Annotated in this window: 20 protein-coding genes and 1 CRISPR repeat array; of the genes, 13 read left to right on the top strand and 7 right to left on the bottom strand. The window is 39.0% G+C overall.

Annotated elements, in window-relative coordinates:
* The first annotated feature begins 19 nt into the window (after positions 1–19).
* Positions 20–1,447, top strand: coding sequence for a TIGR03985 family CRISPR-associated protein (locus tag H6G06_RS28005; protein ID WP_190562193.1), 1,428 nt, complete (start codon positions 20–22; stop codon positions 1,445–1,447).
* Between the two features lie 38 nt (positions 1,448–1,485).
* Here the strand turns inward: H6G06_RS28005 and H6G06_RS16960 are convergent, their stop codons facing one another.
* A complete protein-coding gene (locus tag H6G06_RS16960; RefSeq protein WP_190562191.1) occupies positions 1,486–1,791 on the bottom strand; it encodes a CRISPR-associated protein Csx3 in 306 nt (101 codons plus the stop codon).
* 140 nt (positions 1,792–1,931) lie between these two features.
* On the opposite strand from H6G06_RS16960, the gene H6G06_RS16955 reads away from it, so the two are divergent.
* The 9 genes from H6G06_RS16955 (at position 1,932) to H6G06_RS16915 (ending at position 14,534) form a co-directional block, all read left to right on the top strand.
* Positions 1,932–3,344, top strand: a complete 1,413-nt coding sequence (locus tag H6G06_RS16955) for a TIGR03985 family CRISPR-associated protein (RefSeq protein WP_190562189.1) — start codon at positions 1,932–1,934, stop codon at positions 3,342–3,344.
* Positions 3,341–3,916 carry an HD domain-containing protein gene (locus tag H6G06_RS16950; protein WP_190562187.1) on the top strand — a complete coding sequence of 192 codons (576 nt, stop codon included), beginning with the start codon at positions 3,341–3,343 and terminating at the stop codon, positions 3,914–3,916. Before H6G06_RS16955 ends, H6G06_RS16950 begins: the two co-directional genes overlap by 4 nt.
* A 288-nt stretch (positions 3,917–4,204) precedes the next feature.
* Positions 4,205–10,222: direct repeats of the CRISPR family, unit length 37 nt; unit sequence GTTTCTAAACCACTAATCCCCGCAAGGGGACTGAAAC.
* A 548-nt stretch (positions 10,223–10,770) separates the two neighbouring features.
* Positions 10,771–11,334, top strand: coding sequence for a hypothetical protein (locus H6G06_RS27060; RefSeq protein WP_199306759.1), 564 nt, complete (start codon positions 10,771–10,773; stop codon positions 11,332–11,334).
* A gap of 277 nt (positions 11,335–11,611) precedes the next feature.
* The gene (locus tag H6G06_RS16940; protein WP_190562185.1) at positions 11,612–11,761 is read left to right on the top strand and encodes a hypothetical protein; all 150 of its coding nucleotides are present in this window, start codon (positions 11,612–11,614) and stop codon (positions 11,759–11,761) included.
* Positions 11,762–12,026: 265 nt separating this feature from the next.
* Positions 12,027–12,431 carry an ester cyclase gene (locus H6G06_RS16935; RefSeq protein ID WP_190562183.1) on the top strand — a complete coding sequence of 135 codons (405 nt, stop codon included), beginning with the start codon at positions 12,027–12,029 and terminating at the stop codon, positions 12,429–12,431.
* Positions 12,432–12,545: 114 nt separating this feature from the next.
* A complete protein-coding gene (locus tag H6G06_RS16930; RefSeq protein WP_190562181.1) occupies positions 12,546–13,058 on the top strand; it encodes a P-loop NTPase family protein in 513 nt (170 codons plus the stop codon).
* A 92-nt stretch (positions 13,059–13,150) separates the two neighbouring features.
* Entirely contained in the window at positions 13,151–13,360 is a 210-nt protein-coding gene (locus H6G06_RS16925) for a hypothetical protein (protein ID WP_190562179.1), read from the top strand.
* Complete coding sequence (locus tag H6G06_RS16920; protein WP_190562178.1) at positions 13,353–14,120, top strand: SDR family NAD(P)-dependent oxidoreductase; 768 nt, start codon at positions 13,353–13,355, stop codon at positions 14,118–14,120. Before H6G06_RS16925 ends, H6G06_RS16920 begins: the two co-directional genes overlap by 8 nt.
* 63 nt (positions 14,121–14,183) lie before the next feature.
* Positions 14,184–14,534, top strand: a complete 351-nt coding sequence (locus H6G06_RS16915; RefSeq protein WP_190562176.1) for a hypothetical protein — start codon at positions 14,184–14,186, stop codon at positions 14,532–14,534.
* Positions 14,535–14,569: 35 nt separating this feature from the next.
* On the opposite strand, the gene H6G06_RS16910 is transcribed toward H6G06_RS16915, so the two are convergent.
* From H6G06_RS16910 to H6G06_RS16890, 5 genes are all read right to left on the bottom strand, one after another.
* Positions 14,570–15,358: a hypothetical protein gene (locus H6G06_RS16910; protein ID WP_190562174.1), complete on the bottom strand. Its 789-nt coding sequence runs from the start codon at positions 15,356–15,358 to the stop codon at positions 14,570–14,572.
* A 25-nt stretch (positions 15,359–15,383) separates the two neighbouring features.
* On the bottom strand, positions 15,384–15,611 hold the full coding sequence (locus H6G06_RS16905; RefSeq protein WP_190562171.1) for a hypothetical protein: 228 nt from the start codon (positions 15,609–15,611) through the stop codon (positions 15,384–15,386).
* Positions 15,612–15,619: 8 nt separating this feature from the next.
* Positions 15,620–16,018, bottom strand: coding sequence for a site-specific integrase (locus H6G06_RS16900; protein ID WP_190562169.1), 399 nt, complete (start codon positions 16,016–16,018; stop codon positions 15,620–15,622).
* 20 nt (positions 16,019–16,038) lie between these two features.
* A complete protein-coding gene (locus tag H6G06_RS16895) occupies positions 16,039–16,359 on the bottom strand; it encodes a hypothetical protein (RefSeq protein WP_190562167.1) in 321 nt (106 codons plus the stop codon).
* A gap of 67 nt (positions 16,360–16,426) precedes the next feature.
* Positions 16,427–16,690 (bottom strand): helix-turn-helix domain-containing protein, encoded by a 264-nt coding sequence (locus H6G06_RS16890; protein ID WP_242039731.1) that lies wholly within the window; start codon positions 16,688–16,690, stop codon positions 16,427–16,429.
* A 186-nt stretch (positions 16,691–16,876) separates the two neighbouring features.
* Between H6G06_RS16890 and H6G06_RS16885 the strand changes: the two genes are divergently transcribed.
* The gene (locus tag H6G06_RS16885; RefSeq protein ID WP_190562165.1) at positions 16,877–17,494 is read left to right on the top strand and encodes a hypothetical protein; all 618 of its coding nucleotides are present in this window, start codon (positions 16,877–16,879) and stop codon (positions 17,492–17,494) included.
* A 2-nt stretch (positions 17,495–17,496) separates the two neighbouring features.
* Complete coding sequence (locus H6G06_RS27055) at positions 17,497–17,973, top strand: hypothetical protein (protein ID WP_199306758.1); 477 nt, start codon at positions 17,497–17,499, stop codon at positions 17,971–17,973.
* A 76-nt stretch (positions 17,974–18,049) separates the two neighbouring features.
* Here the strand turns inward: H6G06_RS27055 and H6G06_RS16875 are convergent, their stop codons facing one another.
* Entirely contained in the window at positions 18,050–19,612 is a 1,563-nt protein-coding gene (locus H6G06_RS16875) for a GMC oxidoreductase (protein ID WP_190562163.1), read from the bottom strand.
* A 594-nt stretch (positions 19,613–20,206) separates the two neighbouring features.
* Between H6G06_RS16875 and H6G06_RS16870 the strand changes: the two genes are divergently transcribed.
* On the top strand, positions 20,207–20,776 hold the full coding sequence (locus H6G06_RS16870) for a hypothetical protein (RefSeq protein WP_190562161.1): 570 nt from the start codon (positions 20,207–20,209) through the stop codon (positions 20,774–20,776).
* Positions 20,777–21,012: the final 236 nt, after the last annotated feature.

Here is a 21,012-nt window from a genome sequence, read left to right as displayed (position 1 = left end):
AATAACCTATTTATCCTCCGTGAATATACTTTCTACTACCACTCCATCCCCCAACATCTTACAGCAATTAGCCAATGGATCTCTTGATCAAGGTCACAACCTCACTCGTGCTATTAGGCTGTGGGTATTGTTACATTGGTTATATAGTGATCAAGGACAAGCAGCTATTGGTGACACCTTCACTTACACTGACTGGCGACAAGCTTTCTTTACCGAGACACACAGGGATGAAAAACAAACCGATATCATTAACCATCAAGACCCTGACTGTGCTTGTCTCAAAACCACCCGACAATGGTTAGTAGAATTGGAAGTATCTATAGATGAGTGGCAAAATTCTTTACAACAACATATACCAGTATATAACTCTGATTTAGAAAAACTTGTAGAAGAAATCCTCAAGGAACGGTTATTTGCCCAAGTTCGCAAATCACTTCAAAGCGACTTAGATTTATTAGTCAGTAAAAACTGCTTGCAACGAGTAGATCACGTCTCTGGTAGAAGCAAATATTATCGTCGAGTAGAGGTATTACCATTTTCTCAAAAATCGGAAAATTTTGGCTACGAAACGAATTTAAGTAATAAAAAACAAGCCTATTTAGCTGGAACTTTGGGTATGTTTAGTTTTCTTGACCCTACTTTACCATTACTTGCAGAAGAAATATCAGAAGAGGAAATAGATGAAGACAATCATCGAGTTTTTTTATATGCTGATTATGTAGTACCTGAATCAAGTCCAATACAAGATGCAGTAGATGAAATTCAAAGTGATTTACAGGATATTTGGGATTCAGGAAAAATCCAACCTTTACTTTTAACTTATCACAGCGCCCATCAAAATAAAATTTATGAATGTGTTGTTTATCCAGTTTGCATTTACTTTATGGAACGCGCTAAATATCTGTGTGCTTATGGTAAAACTCCTAAAGGTGATATCAACTGGTACAAATATCGTTTAGATAGAATAATTTCCCAGCGATTAGAAATTTTAGATTGGGAAGATAATCGTGTTCCCCAACTATTAAGAGACAAATATAAAGATAATCAACTACCAACTCCTAAAACAGTGAATATGAAATTGAGAGAAGCTTGGGGGTGTGATTTTTATAAGGAAAAAACATTGATGATATTGCGGTTTGACCAAAATTTTCACCAAAGTTATATCCAAGGAATCAACATTCACCAAACATTTAAAGCTATTAGTTATGAGCAAGCACAAACACTAATAAAACAAAACACACCCACTTCACTACATCAGCATATTTTACCAATTCTTGATTCTCGCTCAAATCATGATGCTTATTATCAGGTTTATTATCGAAATACTGATTATTATGTAATTAGACGGTTACGAGCTTTAGGATCAAAAGTTGAAGTCTTACTACCTTGGGAATTAAGGCAAGAAATGCTACTAGAACTCCAAAATACTTATAATTTGTATACATAGGTAATTTAGAGTCATATTTGGTGAAACTAATAAACACTTTAATCAATTAAGTCTCCCAGCTTATATGCCGGATTGTGGGTGATACAAATCACATACTTTGCTAATTTGGGATCATAGAAACCGATAGCACCATAGATATGTGCTAATTTATGCGCCAGAACAAAAGCCACAGGAATAGACACAGGTCCATTAATTTTCAATAATTGACCACCTGCCAATTCTCCAGACCGCGCCATTTCTTCTAATCTGGCGGCTGCATCCTTGACAATTTGGTCATTTTGGGCAGGTTCGCCAAAATTAATCCGTAAGATTCCTTCTTGCAATTCGATTTTGTAAGTAGTCATGGTTTGCACCTCCAACCGATGACTACAATCATACATGGTATTGGAAGCAGCCTATTCCAACGTATTCTATGGTAAAGGTGACTGGTGAATGGGGACAGTAAAAAGTTTACTAATGACTAATAACCAATGACTGATAAGCAATGACTAATGATTATCTTTTCACCGACATTCCCCAAGTAGAACTGCTGCAATGGTTAGCACGGGGTTCTCTCAAACAAAACCTATCCCGTTCTATTCGTTTGTGGGTATGGTTGCGTTCTTTGTACGGAGAAGACCAGGAACGTTTACCATTAACAAATGGTTTTACTTTAGCAGACTGGCGAGATGCTTTTTTTACTGCCACCCATCCCAAAGGTGAAGCAATACCCAAACTTCATGACCCTCACTGTAACTGTGCTAAAACTACTGCGGTTTGGTTGTTTAATGAAAACACAGGAATTTCTGAATCAGAATGGAAGCGATCGCTCATTTCTCATCTGGGTATTTCTCAATCCCCACCAGAAAATATACCACCAATTTCATCCACAAAAAATATTAACATTATTCAATCTGTGGGTGATTTAGAAAAATTACTCCAACAGCGTTTATTTGCCGTTACTCGGCGTTCCCTACAAGCAGATTTAACACTATTAGCAGAATTAGGCTGGTTAGAATACAATGGTGAAAAATATTATCATGTCCAAAAATTACCATCTCGTCCTATTACTCATAAAATCAATAGCGCAGATTTAGATTTTCTCAATCAGGAAGATTTAGCCGATATTGCCCGCAATCTTTCTCAAAATATAGCAGGTGTGCAACGTTTTTTCTTGAAACTTGATTACGTTGTTACTGCTACTGATGAAGTTGATAATTGGCAATATGAATTAAAACAATTATGGCAACAAACCCCTGTTCCACCTATCAAGTTAACTTACGATAGTGCCAGATTAGGACAAGATGTGGAATGTTTTGTTTATCCTGTCTGTGTTTATTATGTTCAACGTGCAGTATATCTTTGTGCTTTTGGTCAAAGTCCTGACCGCAAAACCGATTGGTATAATTTTCGTTTAGATAGAATCCAAGATATTACAGCAATTGATTGGACAAATCCGCAAATTCCTTCTATATTACAACAACGTTACCATCAACGAGATTTACCAAATCCCGAAGAAATTGAACTGCAAATGTCTAAATCTTGGGGGTTTGATTTTTATTTACCATCTCGAATTATGTTGTTAAGATTTGAGCGAGATTATCATGACCGATATATTCAAAATACTTTTCGTCATGATACTTTTGAACTCATTTCTCACGCTAAAGCTAAAAGTCTGATTCGTCAATATACACCAGAACAGGAACAACAACAAACCTTAATTAAACTTCTAGATTCTCGTTCACCTGATGATGCCTATTACAAAGTTAATTACCGTCATGGTGATAATAATGTCATCATGAGATTAAGGGCGTGGCGACCAAAGTTAGAAGTAATTATGCCCCAGGATTTACGTCAAAAAATTGCGGCTGATATTACCAAAGAAATGCAGTTTTATCAAGATTTGCTTAATTTATGAATCAACAAAATCAACCCCTATTAACTGAAAAGTTCACAGAAGCTTTAGTTTATGCTTCCCGTCTGCATGGTGATCAAGTCCGTAAAGTTAGCGGTGTTCCTTATGTTTCCCATTTGTTAAGTGTTGCAGCTTTGGTATTAGAAGCAGGGGGAACAGAGGAAGAGGCGATCGCTGCTTTACTCCACGATAGTATAGAAGACCAGGGTGGAAAATCTACCCGTGAAGAAGTGCGTCAACTTTTTGGTGAAACAGTTGTTACAATTATTGATGGTTGTACAGAATGGGACACACCACCCAAACCACCTTGGCAAGAACGTAAACAGCGATATTTGGATCATCTACGTTGTGCTTCTCCTTCAGTGCGACTGGTATCTTTAGCGGATAAACTGCATAATGCCAGGTCTTTATTAGCAGATTGGCAACAACGGGGAGATATAGTTTGGCATAACTTTAGCTGTGGTAAGGAGAAAACTTTGTGGTTTTATCAATCATTGCTGGAGGTTTATCAACAAAATGGTTCTAATGTGATGACACAAGAATTAGAACGAGTGGTAAAGGAACTGTTTCAGTAACAGTCTGTTTAAAGTTGTAAAGTTTTGCTTAATTATTTGTAACCGAATTTATCTTGACAGGTAACACAACAAAATTTTACCCTTAAATAAGGATAATTTTTGGCAAACCGAAGCGGGGGCAAAAACCCTGGGGGGTCCGCCAAATCGCCAGAACCTTGATAATTAAATACTTTCAGCGTTTCGTTAGTTTCAGTTGGCGGTTGACCCGAAGCCTGAAATGAGGTTTTTTGAGAGGTCTGCCAAAATCGTCTCTAGATTCCGCTTCTAGACTGTGTTTCAAAGCGCCGGGTTTCTAAACCACTAATCCCCGCAAGGGGACTGAAACTTGATGTCTTCGTTTCCGTCCAGAATTTTCAAACAATGTTTCTAAACCACTAATCCCCGCAAGGGGACTGAAACTTTGAGTATTTGTCGTCCTCAAAATTGTAATTACCGTTTCTAAACCACTAATCCCCGCAAGGGGACTGAAACTAATCAAGATTATTGATTGCCCTAAAGTATCTATTCATCCATGGTTTCTAAACCACTAATCCCCGCAAGGGGACTGAAACACTTGATATGCTGGCTGATACCAGTTCTCTGAATGTTTCTAAACCACTAATCCCCGCAAGGGGACTGAAACCCCCCCTTTCTTTCCTAAGAGCAGAAATAATTGTTTCGTTTCTAAACCACTAATCCCCGCAAGGGGACTGAAACATTAGCGTCCATATATTTTGTCTATGAAAAATACAAAGTTTCTAAACCACTAATCCCCGCAAGGGGACTGAAACCCTATACCCGTACCTGTACCCGTACCTGTACCTGTGTTTCTAAACCACTAATCCCCGCAAGGGGACTGAAACTTCACTCCATCATTTACTCAAGATAGCAATTAGTTTCTAAACCACTAATCCCCGCAAGGGGACTGAAACCATTCTTAGGATCTATGTAGAATATTTTGCGGGTAGGGTTTCTAAACCACTAATCCCCGCAAGGGGACTGAAACTTTAGGAGCAAAGCCACGGCATAAAATAAAAAGTTGTTTCTAAACCACTAATCCCCGCAAGGGGACTGAAACTTGGCAAGCCATTTGCTTGATATCTTGGTAAGTAAGTTTCTAAACCACTAATCCCCGCAAGGGGACTGAAACCTATGTAGATAGATTGGTAAGTGTACTCTGGAAATCCATCAGGGTTTCTAAACCACTAATCCCCGCAAGGGGACTGAAACTTAGAACCAGAATTATTCTGGTCAACAGCATAAGTTTCTAAACCACTAATCCCCGCAAGGGGACTGAAACAGTTTATATGCTCGTCACATTTCCATTGGTGGTGGTGAAGTTTCTAAACCACTAATCCCCGCAAGGGGACTGAAACATGACATTGCTTTGTCCAATACTGAACCCGAAGCGAGGTTTCTAAACCACTAATCCCCGCAAGGGGACTGAAACTCGTAAATCTCCTGAGCGGTCATACCGCCAAAGTTGTATTGTTTCTAAACCACTAATCCCCGCAAGGGGACTGAAACCAAAAGCCGGAGCCAAGTATTAGGTTTTGATTTACGTTTCTAAACCACTAATCCCCGCAAGGGGACTGAAATCTATTCTTCCTTCTGGCTCTGGATTTCAGATAGCTTGTTTCTAAACCACTAATCCCCGCAAGGGGACTGAAACATTCCCCCAAAAGCACCCTCACCCATCCCAGAGAAAAGTTTCTAAACCACTAATCCCCGCAAGGGGACTGAAACCAAATAGGTTTCGCACCAATACGAGCTTTTACCTTGGTTTCTAAACCACTAATCCCCGCAAGGGGACTGAAACCTGTAACTTACCGTAGTGCCACCGGTGGTACCACTTGTCCTAAGTTTCTAAACCACTAATCCCCGCAAGGGGACTGAAACCAAGTAGCGATCGCGCGCTGCTTTAAAAACAATCCCAAGTTTCTAAACCACTAATCCCCGCAAGGGGACTGAAACTTGGGATCGGTGATTGAAGCGGCAACCGCACCACTAGTTTCTAAACCACTAATCCCCGCAAGGGGACTGAAACTTAAATAATATCCGTCTCCCATCTTCCGATCCTTGAGTTTCTAAACCACTAATCCCCGCAAGGGGACTGAAACTTCAATTAATAATAAAAATTCAGTTCAGTTAATTGGTTTCTAAACCACTAATCCCCGCAAGGGGACTGAAACAACTTTTAAGCTCCTAATCCACAATTTGAAGCCGCCAGTTTCTAAACCACTAATCCCCGCAAGGGGACTGAAACCATAATAAATGAATATTATGATGACGGAGCGTAGGAATGTTTCTAAACCACTAATCCCCGCAAGGGGACTGAAACTTTATATCTACATTCCAAAAACTCAGATATCTGCAAGTTTCTAAACCACTAATCCCCGCAAGGGGACTGAAACTAGCCGCTGCAATTGGCATTTCCTCCACTGTTTATGGCGTTTCTAAACCACTAATCCCCGCAAGGGGACTGAAACTCGAAATTAATCAGAGTGATAGCAGAAGGCAAATTAGCTGTTTCTAAACCACTAATCCCCGCAAGGGGACTGAAACAGGCGTGGTCAACAAACTTAGGCTCAAGTTGTTGTTTCTAAACCACTAATCCCCGCAAGGGGACTGAAACATGCAACTTTTTTCATAAGCCACAACCAAGACGCTAGTTTCTAAACCACTAATCCCCGCAAGGGGACTGAAACATTATCAGCCTTCCTGCCAAGAGCGCGAATAGTAAAGTTTCTAAACCACTAATCCCCGCAAGGGGACTGAAACGACCATTTAAAGTTCAATACTCAGGCTCAATTGCCTGGTGGTTTCTAAACCACTAATCCCCGCAAGGGGACTGAAACACTGGTGAAGTTAAACAGCTTGGAGGAAACATCCTCGTTTCTAAACCACTAATCCCCGCAAGGGGACTGAAACCCGATAGGACGTACGACAGAGAGACCATCTTGGGGGCAAGCTAAGTTTCTAAACCACTAATCCCCGCAAGGGGACTGAAACATTTTCGACGATTCAGCAATATTGATAGCATAACGCCGTTTCTAAACCACTAATCCCCGCAAGGGGACTGAAACGAACCAGCAGAATACCCAGAAGGAATTGAAACGATGTTTCTAAACCACTAATCCCCGCAAGGGGACTGAAACTCCACTTAGGCGGTGATTCTAAAGAATTTTGGGTTTGTTTCTAAACCACTAATCCCCGCAAGGGGACTGAAACCATAAAACGTAAAACAGATCCTCAAAAGCAGGATGATGTGTTTCTAAACCACTAATCCCCGCAAGGGGACTGAAACACCACCGTTTTCTAGTTCTAATTGATGCCATTGTTTCTAAACCACTAATCCCCGCAAGGGGACTGAAACCAGATAGTGGTAATCCTGTAAAAATAGGTGGTGTCGTTTCTAAACCACTAATCCCCGCAAGGGGACTGAAACTTAAGGAGAAACGCCAATCATAGACCTACTGCATCAAAGGTTTCTAAACCACTAATCCCCGCAAGGGGACTGAAACTTTCCTCAAGTAAGTGAACAAAGTGTACCTACAGGGAGTTTCTAAACCACTAATCCCCGCAAGGGGACTGAAACCTCACCTGCTAAAAGGTAGCTGTGTTTCCTCTAACGTTTCTAAACCACTAATCCCCGCAAGGGGACTGAAACAGTCAAAGTCTGTCTCAACTCACTGACCGGACAATTTTTAGTTTCTAAACCACTAATCCCCGCAAGGGGACTGAAACTTTGGTAAATTATCTGGCTATACCGAAATAGGAAAAGTTTCTAAACCACTAATCCCCGCAAGGGGACTGAAACAGTTTTCAGCTTCGTGAAATTGATAGATGGGAGGATGAGGTTTCTAAACCACTAATCCCCGCAAGGGGACTGAAACGCGAAAGAAGGGAGCCTAGCAAATGACGCATATAGGTTTCTAAACCACTAATCCCCGCAAGGGGACTGAAACATATCTGAGATGTTCCCCCCAATTTTTATCAACTGTTTCTAAACCACTAATCCCCGCAAGGGGACTGAAACTTCAGAAAAGATTAGCTGATGATAACTATGCTTTCGTTTCTAAACCACTAATCCCCGCAAGGGGACTGAAACTTGAAAAAGTATTGAGGTTGTAATACAGTCCTAGGTTTCTAAACCACTAATCCCCGCAAGGGGACTGAAACGTAATCTGTTCCAATTATAGTTATTTTTTCATTGGAGTTTCTAAACCACTAATCCCCGCAAGGGGACTGAAACACCTGAGTATGACGTGGCATCTCTAAAATTAACCCTGTTTCTAAACCACTAATCCCCGCAAGGGGACTGAAACCTTCCTTTAATCAAGACGACAATTGATTTAATGTTTTCATGTTTCTAAACCACTAATCCCCGCAAGGGGACTGAAACTATCATAACTCCGGGTTTGCATTTGGCAAACTGTTTCTAAACCACTAATCCCCGCAAGGGGACTGAAACTGCAACTGGACCAGGAACTAAGCAGAACAACCACCGTTTCTAAACCACTAATCCCCGCAAGGGGACTGAAACGCCATCTAACCTGCGATCGCATTAACTCGTGAACGTTTCTAAACCACTAATCCCCGCAAGGGGACTGAAACTAAATAATTCTGCTGTTACTCCGGTTACACCCCCTGTAACAGTTTCTAAACCACTAATCCCCGCAAGGGGACTGAAACATTTCGGTTTAAAACTTTATGCAAACAAGAAAAGACGTTTCTAAACCACTAATCCCCGCAAGGGGACTGAAACCAATATTTGTAGTTAAAACAATGACAATTGACCGGGTTTCTAAACCACTAATCCCCGCAAGGGGACTGAAACAACCAAGCATTAAACAGAAGTTTTTAAACTTCTCAGTTTCTAAACCACTAATCCCCGCAAGGGGACTGAAACAAGAGATAGAATTAAGGTCTATACACACTGACTCGTTAAACGGTTTCTAAACCACTAATCCCCGCAAGGGGACTGAAACAAGATAATTAATTACTGATTCTTTTGCTAGTTCATGTTTCTAAACCACTAATCCCCGCAAGGGGACTGAAACAAATTAGAAGAATTTATGATGCTCTGAGTAAGGAGAAAGTTTCTAAACCACTAATCCCCGCAAGGGGACTGAAACTTTTTCAAACAATTCTAAATCATCAGCTTTGATTGATGGTTTCTAAACCACTAATCCCCGCAAGGGGACTGAAACCATTTTACCTGACGCACAAATTAATTTTTCAAAGGGGTTTCTAAACCACTAATCCCCGCAAGGGGACTGAAACAGTCCTATATTAGGGAATTGTTATATGTCTTGAATGTTTCTAAACCACTAATCCCCGCAAGGGGACTGAAACCTGGCTAAAACGGAACCTTTTGACTGGTTAGGACTGCTGTTTCTAAACCACTAATCCCCGCAAGGGGACTGAAACCTTCCTTGAGATTGGTCAATAGTTAGCGATAAAGACGGCTGGTTTCTAAACCACTAATCCCCGCAAGGGGACTGAAACTAGACTACTTAATCCTTTAGACCCTCAACAGCAAAAGAGTTTCTAAACCACTAATCCCCGCAAGGGGACTGAAACCCATTAAGCAACCAACCAACGTCGGGAAAAGAACAGTTTCTAAACCACTAATCCCCGCAAGGGGACTGAAACTTGAGCGATCGCAACCAAGACCCCGCTAATTGTTAGTTTCTAAACCACTAATCCCCGCAAGGGGACTGAAACAACGCATTGGATGACGATAAAAACTATAGCGACGGTTTCTAAACCACTAATCCCCGCAAGGGGACTGAAACAGCTTGGTAGTATCCAAGCCGCCCTCGCGAACAAATATGTTTCTAAACCACTAATCCCCGCAAGGGGACTGAAACCAGCCGGCTGTGGATCGCCCACATCAATATGGCGAAGTTTCTAAACCACTAATCCCCGCAAGGGGACTGAAACGAAGCAGGAGTACAAGCACCATTGATGCAATCGTATTGGTTTCTAAACCACTAATCCCCGCAAGGGGACTGAAACATTATCCGGGTCGATGGTTGATAGCTGATCAAGTTGAGCCAAGGTTTCTAAACCACTAATCCCCGCAAGGGGACTGAAACCCATAACCTTTGACAGTAGCCGCTTACTTGGCAATGTAGGTTTCTAAACCACTAATCCCCGCAAGGGGACTGAAACTACTCAGGAGGGACGCTAGGCGGTTGAATGCCAGTTGTTTCTAAACCACTAATCCCCGCAAGGGGACTGAAACGGGACGACCTTCTCCAGTTATAGTCTGCTATCTCTAGGTTTCTGATTACCTAATCCCCGTAAGGGGACTGAAAGTATATTAAATCTGCTTTTTGGCGATCGCTAAATCTGACTGATAGCAAGTTACTTAATAACCCTCTTCTGTCAAAATGGGGAAATGCAATACCTGAAAGGTTTACGGGGCTTTAGTTTTGACATTTTGTCCTCAAATTTTATTTTTTAATAAGAAATAAAGCGTCAAACCTTGATGAAATCAGAGTTACAAAAGATGAATTCGATTATTGTTTTCCAAGAGTGACAGAACAGGGATAAGTAAGTCGGCGGGGAAATTTATAACTATGTAACGGAAATTTAACAATTAGCATTATTGTGAAATTTAATACGTTCTGTACTATGTTTTCTTGTTTTTCCCCTAGCATTCACCCCATTTATAACGGCATAAGCAAGGTCTAACTCGTCCTCAAACATTTGTCCCGATAGCTCATCTTTTTTCAGATGCTGCCACTCCAATTCAAAATGAATATATCACTTGCTACATCAGGCAACCATGCAGATGTTAAAAGTTCAACAATCCAAAACCAGGGTGCTGATTCGAGATTTCCAATCACCAGAGAGAAGTAGTTATGAATAAACACCGACTTCTCGAAATTGCCGAATATATCTCAATCTTTGCAACTTTAGCTGGTTCTACCATAGCGGTTACAACAGGACAAATAATTTATGCTACCGTACCAATGACTTTAGCACTTCTGCTTAATTTAATTGGGCGTTCTCAATTTGAAAAACAGGTACAACAACGAGTTAATGAAAATCATACTGAAAGATATCAACAAATAGCAGATGATATTCAATTTCTAAAAACAACATTCTTAGAAACTTATTTTCAAGGTGATTTTGATAAAATTCAGCAATATTTTATTAGTTTATCAGATAACCTAAATTTATTACAAACCCATAGCCAACCAAGTTCAGAATCAATTAATTCATATCAAAATTTACAGGATACTTTGAATAGTTTAGTTTACCGAATGTTAGCTGATGGAGTATTGAGTAGCCGCGAAGCTGGTGCATCTGATCAAGGAATCGCTAATATAATTCTCGCATATCGTAACTATAAGGAAGAATACAAAAAATCCTATAGTGCAATGTTTCCAGAAGAAGAGGAAGATTTTGAAGCTGATGAATGATATTCAGCCTAGTGTTACCAATATGAGGACGTGACAGATGACCAAGAAAGACATAGGACCCGCCGAAATCATTGAAGCAAAAGACATTAAGTTGATTTGCTATCAGTGGTTTAAACCAAATTCTTAGGGGATGAGTTTGCGATCGCTCTCTCAACATCACAATAAATCTAGGTAACAATCATGCAATAAATTCATCAGATACTAAAAGTTCTTGAGGGAATAAAGGATGCGTCGCCATACACACTGTAATTTTGTAGTCAATTAGGTAGTTATTTTCATGAGTGAACCTATTACTTTAACTACATTTTTCGCAATTTCTAAAGCAGGGGGTGATATTTTCATAAAAATATCTAAGGCTTTAGGATTAATAGAATCTATTGAAAGTAAACTTGACTGCTTAATCAGGGGAAACGCATCTTATCAATAAGGGCAATTAAATCTCAATAATGACCAAAATATTTGCATTAACGACCACTTATTGACAATATTTTAATCCATCGCTATGACTCTGAAAAAATCAATCAAACGATAAATTGGGATTTATTGGTTTATACATAAAAACAGTATTTTGTCAATAAAATTTAGATGCGTTTCCCCTGCCAATTGCACCCCATTCTTGAGGGAAACTATGATAGTGGCGATTCCTACGGATCGCTTCGCTATCGCATATTCAAAATCACACCATCATCGTTATGACCATTGAATCCAACAAACAAGTTGTATTGAGTTACGTTGAAGCATTTAACCGGGGTGATTTAGAAACACTGAGGGATTTGTTTGCACCAGATGCCTTAGTACATGGCGTTTTAGGATGGGGAGAATTAGATAAAGTCATACCTATTTGGCAAGAGCTTCATCAGGCATTTAGTATAAAATTGACTGTAGAGGAAATAATTGCCGAAGGTGATACCGTCGCAGTGCGTTACACAGAAAGCGGCGTATTCACCGGGGACTTTAGAGGTCATAAACCAACAGGTAAGCAATATGAGCTAGTTGCTATGGAGTGGTTTAAACTGCAAGATGGTAAAATTCATCGTCGCTGGGGTGGGCGTGATTCTGCATCTCAAGCCCGTCAAATCGGTATGCCACTTGGATAATTAGCAGTAAGAATAGTCCCTAATTCTTGAGGGAAACAAGCACAAGCGATTGCGCGGAGCGCAGCGCCGGAGGCGATCCGCATATTCCAAGACTGATTTAAAATCATGAATCCCATGAATAACAAAAATATAGTTGTCATTGGTATAAGTGGGACTGGCAAATCTACACTAAGTCGGAGACTAGCTTTATTAATGGGGTTAACTTTACACCACATGGACAGTATTATCTGGAGTGAAAACTGGGTAGAGTCAACAGAAGAAGAAATTATATCATCACTTGACAAAATTGCTAATACTAATGGTTGGATTGTAGAGGGCTGGATTGATCAATATTCAAAAACCATTTTAGAACGGGCTAATCTAATTCTTTATCTTGATTACCCTGGTTGGTTAGCAATGTGGGGAGGAATACAAAGATGGTGGTCATATCGAGGTAAAAAGCGTCCAGAAATGCCAAATGGCTGTCATGAAAGTCTAGATTTAAAATTTTTACAAACTATGTTTTATAGAAAAGAACGTCCTCATATTGAAAAAATTCTGACTCAATTCAATGTTATAAATGTTCACAGAATTATGTCAAGAAATGAACTAGAAAGGTGTTTACCAAGAATTGTTAAAGAATTATGATTTATGTAGTAATTTAGTGTTTATTATTTGATGCCTATGGTGGGCGTTCCACCATCGCCCTACCAACATCTACCAAATTCTTGAGGGAAAAAATGATAAATGACCTCAACATGACTGATACTGAATACGCCCAATTAGCAGCACAGGGCTATGATCCGAACCTAGAACTTGAACTAATTGAATGGGGTAAAACTCAAAAGGAAGCAAGGAAATTAGCACGGATTGTGGGACTGGTGAAGAATAAACCACCAGAGACAGAGGAAGAATGGGAATTATTTATGCAGGTGTGGGAAAATGAATAAATTTGATATTACAGGTAAAGTTGCTATTGTTACAGGTGCGGCCAGGGGAATTGGTAAAGCGATCGCTATTGGATTAGCTAATGCAGGTGCAAAAATAGTAATTGCTGATATCAAAGAAACTCAGGGACAAGAAACTGTACAAATCATCAACAATGCAGGTGGCGATTCAATATTTATCTATACAGATGTTACTAATAGAGAAAATTGCAATAACTTAATTCAACAGACAGTAAATCATTATGGACAACTAGACATTATGATTTGCAATGCTGGTACAGATTTTGTCAAACCTGCGATATCGCTATTAGAACAGGAATGGGACACAATTATTGATGTTGACTTAAAAGGTTATTTCCAGTGCGCTCAGTCTGCCGCTAAACAAATGATTAAGCAAGGTGTGGGTGGTTCAATTATTATGAACTCCTCAATTGCTGGGGTAGTAGGTATAGCTGGGTGTGCTGCTTACACTGCTGCTAAAGGTGGTGTCAATCAGCTAGTACGCTCTTTAGCTATTGAATGGGCTGATTATGGCATTCGTGTTAATGCGTTTGCACCTGGATATATAAACAACACGATGGAAAATACAGAGAAGCTGAGACTCCCTCAACCAGATCAACAGTATTTAGATAGAGTAATACCTCTGAAACGTAAAGGTGAACCAGAGGAATTAGTAAGTCCAGTAATTTTCTTGGCTTCTGAAGCAGCTTCCTACATTACAGGCACAATCTTAATGGTAGATGGGGGTTACACTGCTTTATAGTACAGCTAATATTCATTTACATTAATTTGAGCGATGTAATATACATTTTTCAATCGAACAGTTATGAAAATTTTTGATTTCTTCAAACCCAAACCAGCCCAACCGACTATTGAAAGCTATGGACAAGCAAGTAGCGGCGTTGAACAAGAGCAAATTCAATCTCTGATGGAATGGTTGTTTAGTAGTTTATTGAATGCTGGTTATTATGGAAAATCTCATTTAATTTGGTACAACAGCGATAATGATAACTCAAATACCAGTGTAGAACGAGAGATCAATAAAGCTATGCGCCAGGGTGAACCAGTTTTTTTATATCGTTGTGGTGGTAGGGTTTCGTTAGCTCCTAATGGATATTATTGGCGGATGATGGACGAACATCCATCAATGAGGATTTACCAGTTGGAGGTCAAGTAGGCGATCGCAAATGCTGAAAACCCTGGAATCCAGAACTAAGCCAACAATTTTATCCAATTGACACTCAATAAAATCAAACATATTTGTTGATTCAAATAATTGCTAAACAATTTCTGCCATGCTTCGGTTTGCATATTCAATTTCACCAAATCCCGATTCAATAATTGCATATTATCAGGATAACACAGCACCGTTAATACCCGATATCTGATTTCCTTCATTGGTGGTGACAAAAACAATTCGGCGGCTTCTTTGGTAATTTTTTCATGTAATTCCCAATCTGATGTTAAATCATTCAGAAATTGATTCAACATACCTAATCTTTCTTTAATTATGGTGATATAATCACCTTGATTTCTAAGCATTTTAGAAAAAACAGAGATGAACTCATCAACAATTAAATCATTGTTATTCAACAAACACTCATCACCATAGTCTAACAAATACCCAAAGGTAGTATTACCCTTAGCCCTGTTTCTTATCTGTTCATAACCGCTAAAGTTTACAGATATATTAGTTTTCATATATTTCCACATACTAATATTTAGTTTTTGTAATCTCTGGTTTCTGGCTTTTGCTGCAAAGACTTCGATATCTTCTTTACTATAATTGCCTACTCTTAATTCACAGGTGCTAATTTCAGGAACTGCCCGATGGTGAGCAAAACTAGCCTGGATTTCCTTACCATTTCGTAAATGACCTTTCCTTAAAAACACAGGTTCATTACATACGGGGCATTTCAGAAAACCATAATAATCTTGATAATCGGCTTTTGATGCCTCTATGAGTTCCCCACCGATTTTAGTTAATAGTGCGTATTTCAAGATACCCCCATTCCTTCATAATCATTTATATCCCCAAGTCTTCAAAATATGCCTTGATGTGCTTTTCTAAATCTTGAAATGCAGCTTCTATTGAGGGATAACTGCTTTTACCATGATAGACAGTTCCACCTAAATCATAAGCTCTGACAAAGGAATTAACATACTCACTATCTCCAATTTCTATCCAACCTTGTTCTTCTACAAAACGGTTAAGATAAGGATATTTTTCTTCAAAACTGTTGACTTTTGGCATTTTGTTAATTAATCACTCACAGCATCAAGAAATTCCTGTTTACCTTCTTTGAGGGTATCTTTAACTTCAGCTTCTATATCAGGACTAATTTTATTAGTTTCCAGCATATAAGAGAAAAACTTTTTAAAAGAACCCATGTAAGATTTAGTGCTACTTTCAGATGCCCACATCGCCTTGCGGGGAAAATAATTTAATAGAAAATCATAAATATCTTGATCATCTGCTTCATCAAGTTGTTGTGACGGTTCATAGTAAACAAGATATTCTGCAAAAAATTCAATATTGGCAATGTGGTTCTTTATCGTTTTAGCTGAAAGATTCTCTTTTTCTAGCCATGCTTTAAACCCATCTATAATTTCTTGATTATACTTTTCAATTTTGGCTACTTCTTTTTCCAATTCACTCATAATATCCTTGATTTAGATAATTAAGCACGTTTTGCTAACAATGTAGAACTATCAGCATAATGAAATTCTATTTCTCCTTCTAGTTCATTTTCGTCTTTCAATTTCAACCAACCATTACCAGAAGCTTCATCACATTCATCATTACCATCCCAAGTAAATTCTAATTTCTTATTATTGCCATCTTTAATAATATCACCATCAATATATCCATGAACCAATCCAAATTGAAACTCCCCATTTCCTTGTTCATCAATTTCGATATAGGCTTGGACTTCCATATTAAAATATTCTTCATCCCAATTTGACATTTCATAAATATGCCAAGTGCCAGTAAATTCCATGATTTGATGTTCCAATAAATAACAAAAACTTTAAAACTAAAGTTTACAGGATAATAGCATCAAGATTTTATACTTGTATAGAATCATCAGATACACGCTTACGAGTTTTTCTTTGGGGGATGTTTTCAGGAAGTCTCAATTCAAATAAGTCTCCTACATTTTTCTGGAAATAGTTGCACAGAGTTTCAATAGTGCTGACATCAACACGACTGAAGTTATTGGTAAATAACCTGTTGACTGTTGTTACATCTAATCCCGTATCTCTTGCCAGTTGCCTTTGGGATAACTGGGGGTCTTTTTCTGCCATGAGTACGGCCAAGCGACAAAACATTTTTTTCATTCTCCTATCGTACAGATATAGAACTATTAGGACAATATATGTACTAAAGCAAATAAAGTTTGTTTTTTCACTAATAATTTATGAGTTAGTTCTTGAAAGTTGTAGGTACTTCCGCATACAATCAATGGATATAAGGCAAACAAAAAATCCCACAAAATTTAGGCTTTAAGGATTACTATGAATTTAATAGCTTTTTCTGAAAGTACAAATCCATTTGATGAGATTAAGCAAGTTGATGAAAATGGTAATGAGTATTGGTTAGCCCGTCAGCTACAGCCATTATTGGGGTATACACAATGGCGACGGTTTGAAGAAACAATAGAACGGGCAAAATTAGCTTGTCAGAACTCAGGTTACACCATTGATGACCACTTTGCTCGTTTTACAAAGTCTATTTATCGACCTCAAGGCGGCGGAACAGAATTAGCTGATTATCAATTAACTCGTTATGCAGTTCAATTAATTTGGGAAAATATCTACATTACTAAAAAATATTGCAAGCGTGCAAAGAAAAGTGAGAAAAGTATCCAGTCTACTTTAGCAAAAGAACTCAACGGAAAAATTGAGATTGAAACGCCGTGCGGAAAAATTGATGTATTAACATCAACAGAATTGATTGAAGTTAAGGCAATTAGAAATTGGAAAGAAGCTTTAGGACAAGTGATTGTTTACGGTGACTACTATCCATCTCACCAAAAACGTATTCATTTATATGGAGATACGCAAGAAGCTTTTTTATCTTTAATCCGAAAACACTGTGTAAAAAGAAATGTCATAGTTACATGGGAAACTTAATTATGAGAATTGCCGACGTTGGCAATCTAGTGAAACGACCACAGGGAGGGGGTTCTAAGCAATCTAATTTCAAATTATCACGTTATACCTGTTACCTCACAGCCATGAACGGCGACCCCCGAAAACCAGAAATTGCTGCGGCTCAAACCTACTTTGCTGTCAAAACCAGAATGGCGGAAACTGCTTCTTTTGATGTAAATTATGAATCTCTAAATGCCATGATCACCGCCGCCCTGGAAAAATCCCTGAACCCCATCACCCAACAACTAAAGGAAATCCAAGAACAGATGCAATCTGTACCCGGCATTAAACCTAAAAGACCCTGGACTCTGCCAGCTTCCACACCACCGGAACAAGTACCCGCAGATTACGTACAGTTAGAGGATGGGTCCTGGTTATCCCCTGAAGGGTATGAGTCAATTTTGAGACAAAGCAGACGATCTTTACCTTGGGACTTGCGACGTGATGGTTTTAATTAAATGGTGAATCCTGGGGAGTTGGGGGATACAAGCAGGGAAAAATTTGTGCATGGTTGCGGTGGGGAAAGCGATCGCCCTAAGAAGGAATACGGTTAACAAAGTGATCCATACTTCTTTCTGCCAAAGCAGCAATAGTTAGTGAGGGATTTGCACAAGCTGTTGAACCGGGGATAAGAGAACCATCAACAACAAACAAGTTAGGATAACCAAAGACTTGTCCATGAGTATTACAAACCTGTCCAATAGTTGCACCACCAAGAGGGTGCGCCGTGCTACTGTAATCAGGTAAACCAGCTAAACTTGTACCGTTAGCTTGATTGAGAAGTTGATAAGTGTACTGGAGAGCCTGAGCATTTTTCTGTCTATCTGCTGAGTCGCCAGGCCAGAACAAATCCGCTGATTGCGTTAAAACATTGTAATTAAAATAGCCATCTGGCTTAGAGATTCCTTGACCAAGAACAGGAAGAATACCTTGTGGTACAAAAGGAATGCTCTGAAATGGCTCAAGTATGATTGGAGCAATAGGGTTATCAAGATGCTCAATTGATATCACACCAGGACTTCCAAAAGATGGATTAGTCTGAGCAGCATTAATCATTAAAGCAGTTGAGTCTGAATTTGTCCCCCAAGCCTTTCCTACCTGATTATTCAGTCGGCGCAAAGTACCATTGGTTTTAGCACGAAGCAATAGTTCAGTAGTGCCAATTGATCCAGCAGCTAAAAACAGATAGCGACAAACAAAGGATTTTTGAACAACTACTGCTCCTTGTTCATTGATTTGATTGCAGACAACCCGGTAACGCCCACGGTCTGATTCCTCAATTGTCGTGACTATGTGTAAAGGTCGAATTTCGACGTTGCCAGTGGCTTCTGCCATACTTAAATAGTTTCTTTCTAAGCTGTTTTTAGCACCACTATTTGCACCATAATAAATCTGACCATTAATAATGGAAGCAACCTTTTCACCAGCAATTTCCTGACGAATAATATCCCAATCAAAAGCGATATCAATTTTAGTTGATTGTAGACCAGCTTTGGCTGCTTGTTCCATTAGGATACGGCTTGCTAAATAGTATTCAGTTTGTAAAATATCATCCGGTATAGGGGATGCTTTGAGAATAGAACGTACTCGTGGGTAATAAACCCGGTCTAGTTCAGAGTAGTTAATAGTACGTGGAAAGACTCTGTAAAATAGTTCTTCTGTTGGTTGATAAGTAATACCACCATAGATTAGCGAACCACCTCCCACACCAGCGCCTAAATAGGCATTAATTCCATTGCCTCTTTTAACATCAAGAACACCTGTATATACATCAATGGGAAATGCTGGAACTGGTGGAGGTAAAATCGTATTAGAACTAAGCCAAGCAGCGCGACCATCTGGATTATTTGTTGTACAAAAAGTATCACCTGCATCTGTAATTTGCCATCGTCTTCCCCGTTCTAATACTATTGTTTCGATTCCTGCCTGACCGAGACGTAATGAAGCAACCGCACCACCAAAACCACTACCAATTACTATTGCTTCAATATACTTATCAACACTAGCAGCTGAAGTACGAATAGTGGATATACCTATGCTTGCTGCTGCTGCCGCCGATGATTGAATAAACCGACGACGATTTAGCTTTTGTGACATACTTTATCTCCTATCTTTGCTGGACATATTTATGCAGTTGTAAATTTCAGTAGTTATTTAGTGGCTTATTAATTAGTAATGTGGTTGATTCTTAGTAATTTACAACCTTTACTGATATTTACATACAAGTATTATCAAATTAATGCTTTCTAAGCAAGACTACTTATTTGGATTAAATGAAGACTAAGTTTTATTAAAGAAAAAGTTAAAATTTTTGAACATAAGAAAATGTTATTAGTAAAAAGGGTAAATTGTATGCTAAGGCTAGAATGCAGATATAACAAGGTTTTCCAAAGCATTTTGCAGGAAATTACACATATCTCGGCTTGGGGATTACGTTTAATATGCGATCGCCCAATAAACCTGTAATTCTTAGGGGAAAAGTTTATAGTTTACTTATATTAACAATTCAATAAATTTTTAAAGGGAAATAAAATACTAAGTAAGTCGGCACGAAAAAAACAAGTTATATAACAAAATGTAAAATGCCTAAAAACCTCTTCCCTCCTGCCTTGCCACAACGATAAATTTCAACGCCTACCTACTTACGTAATTTATGATGGACAGTGTAACGCATAACTTAGAGTAAAACTCATGAAATTATCTCGTATTATGCCATTGGTGGTTGGTGGTGCTGTGGCGGGTGTTGTGGTTAGTAGTGCATCTCCAGCGCAAGCACTTGATTTTAATTTCTCCTTCACAAATGATCCGGGGTTGGGTTCAGTAAATGGTACTGTTGAAGGTACAATATATGGATTAATAGATAACGCTACTAGCTCTGCTACTGGCATAATCGTCACCTCCTACCCTGCGGGTTTAAATTTACCTGCTACTCCCTTTTCTCCATTTTCTTTAGGAAATGAGACTAGCAATAGTTTTGAAGTTTTAAATGGTGTTTTAGTGAATGCCAATTTGAGAATTATTGGGAGTAATTTCCAGTTTTCTTTGAACGATTCTGAGGGTGTGAATGGACTTGTTGGTATATCTTCTAGTACATATAATAATGGGGGATTTGCTGGTGCTACATATACATCAGCCGCAGTCCCCTTCGACATTCCAGGTGGTGCAACCATCCCCACAGTAGGCTCTCTATTTGCATTAGGACTAATGAGGAAAGTCAAAAAGAGAATGGCATTAAAATCTACTAGCACAGTAGTTAGTTAGAATAAATTTCTACTACTAAAATAATAGTTTTTATACCAAGCCTCTAGACTGAGTTCTAGGGGTTTTATATTTAATAAATATTAGTAACGTCTGCGTCAGCCTTCACCCCTAACTGCTACCCGATATCACCTTAAACTTTGAATGCTGTGCGGGCTTGGCGATCGCTCTTTAGATTACCTACGACCTCTCAAGCGATCGCCCAATGACCCTGTAATTCTTAGGGGAAACTGCGATTG

The sequence above is a fragment of the Anabaena sphaerica FACHB-251 genome (assembly GCF_014696825.1).
Classification (GTDB): Bacteria; Cyanobacteriota; Cyanobacteriia; order Cyanobacteriales; family Nostocaceae; genus RDYJ01.
The sequence above is the reverse complement of the archived record's forward strand: the minus strand, read 5'-3'. Positions and strand labels throughout refer to the sequence as shown.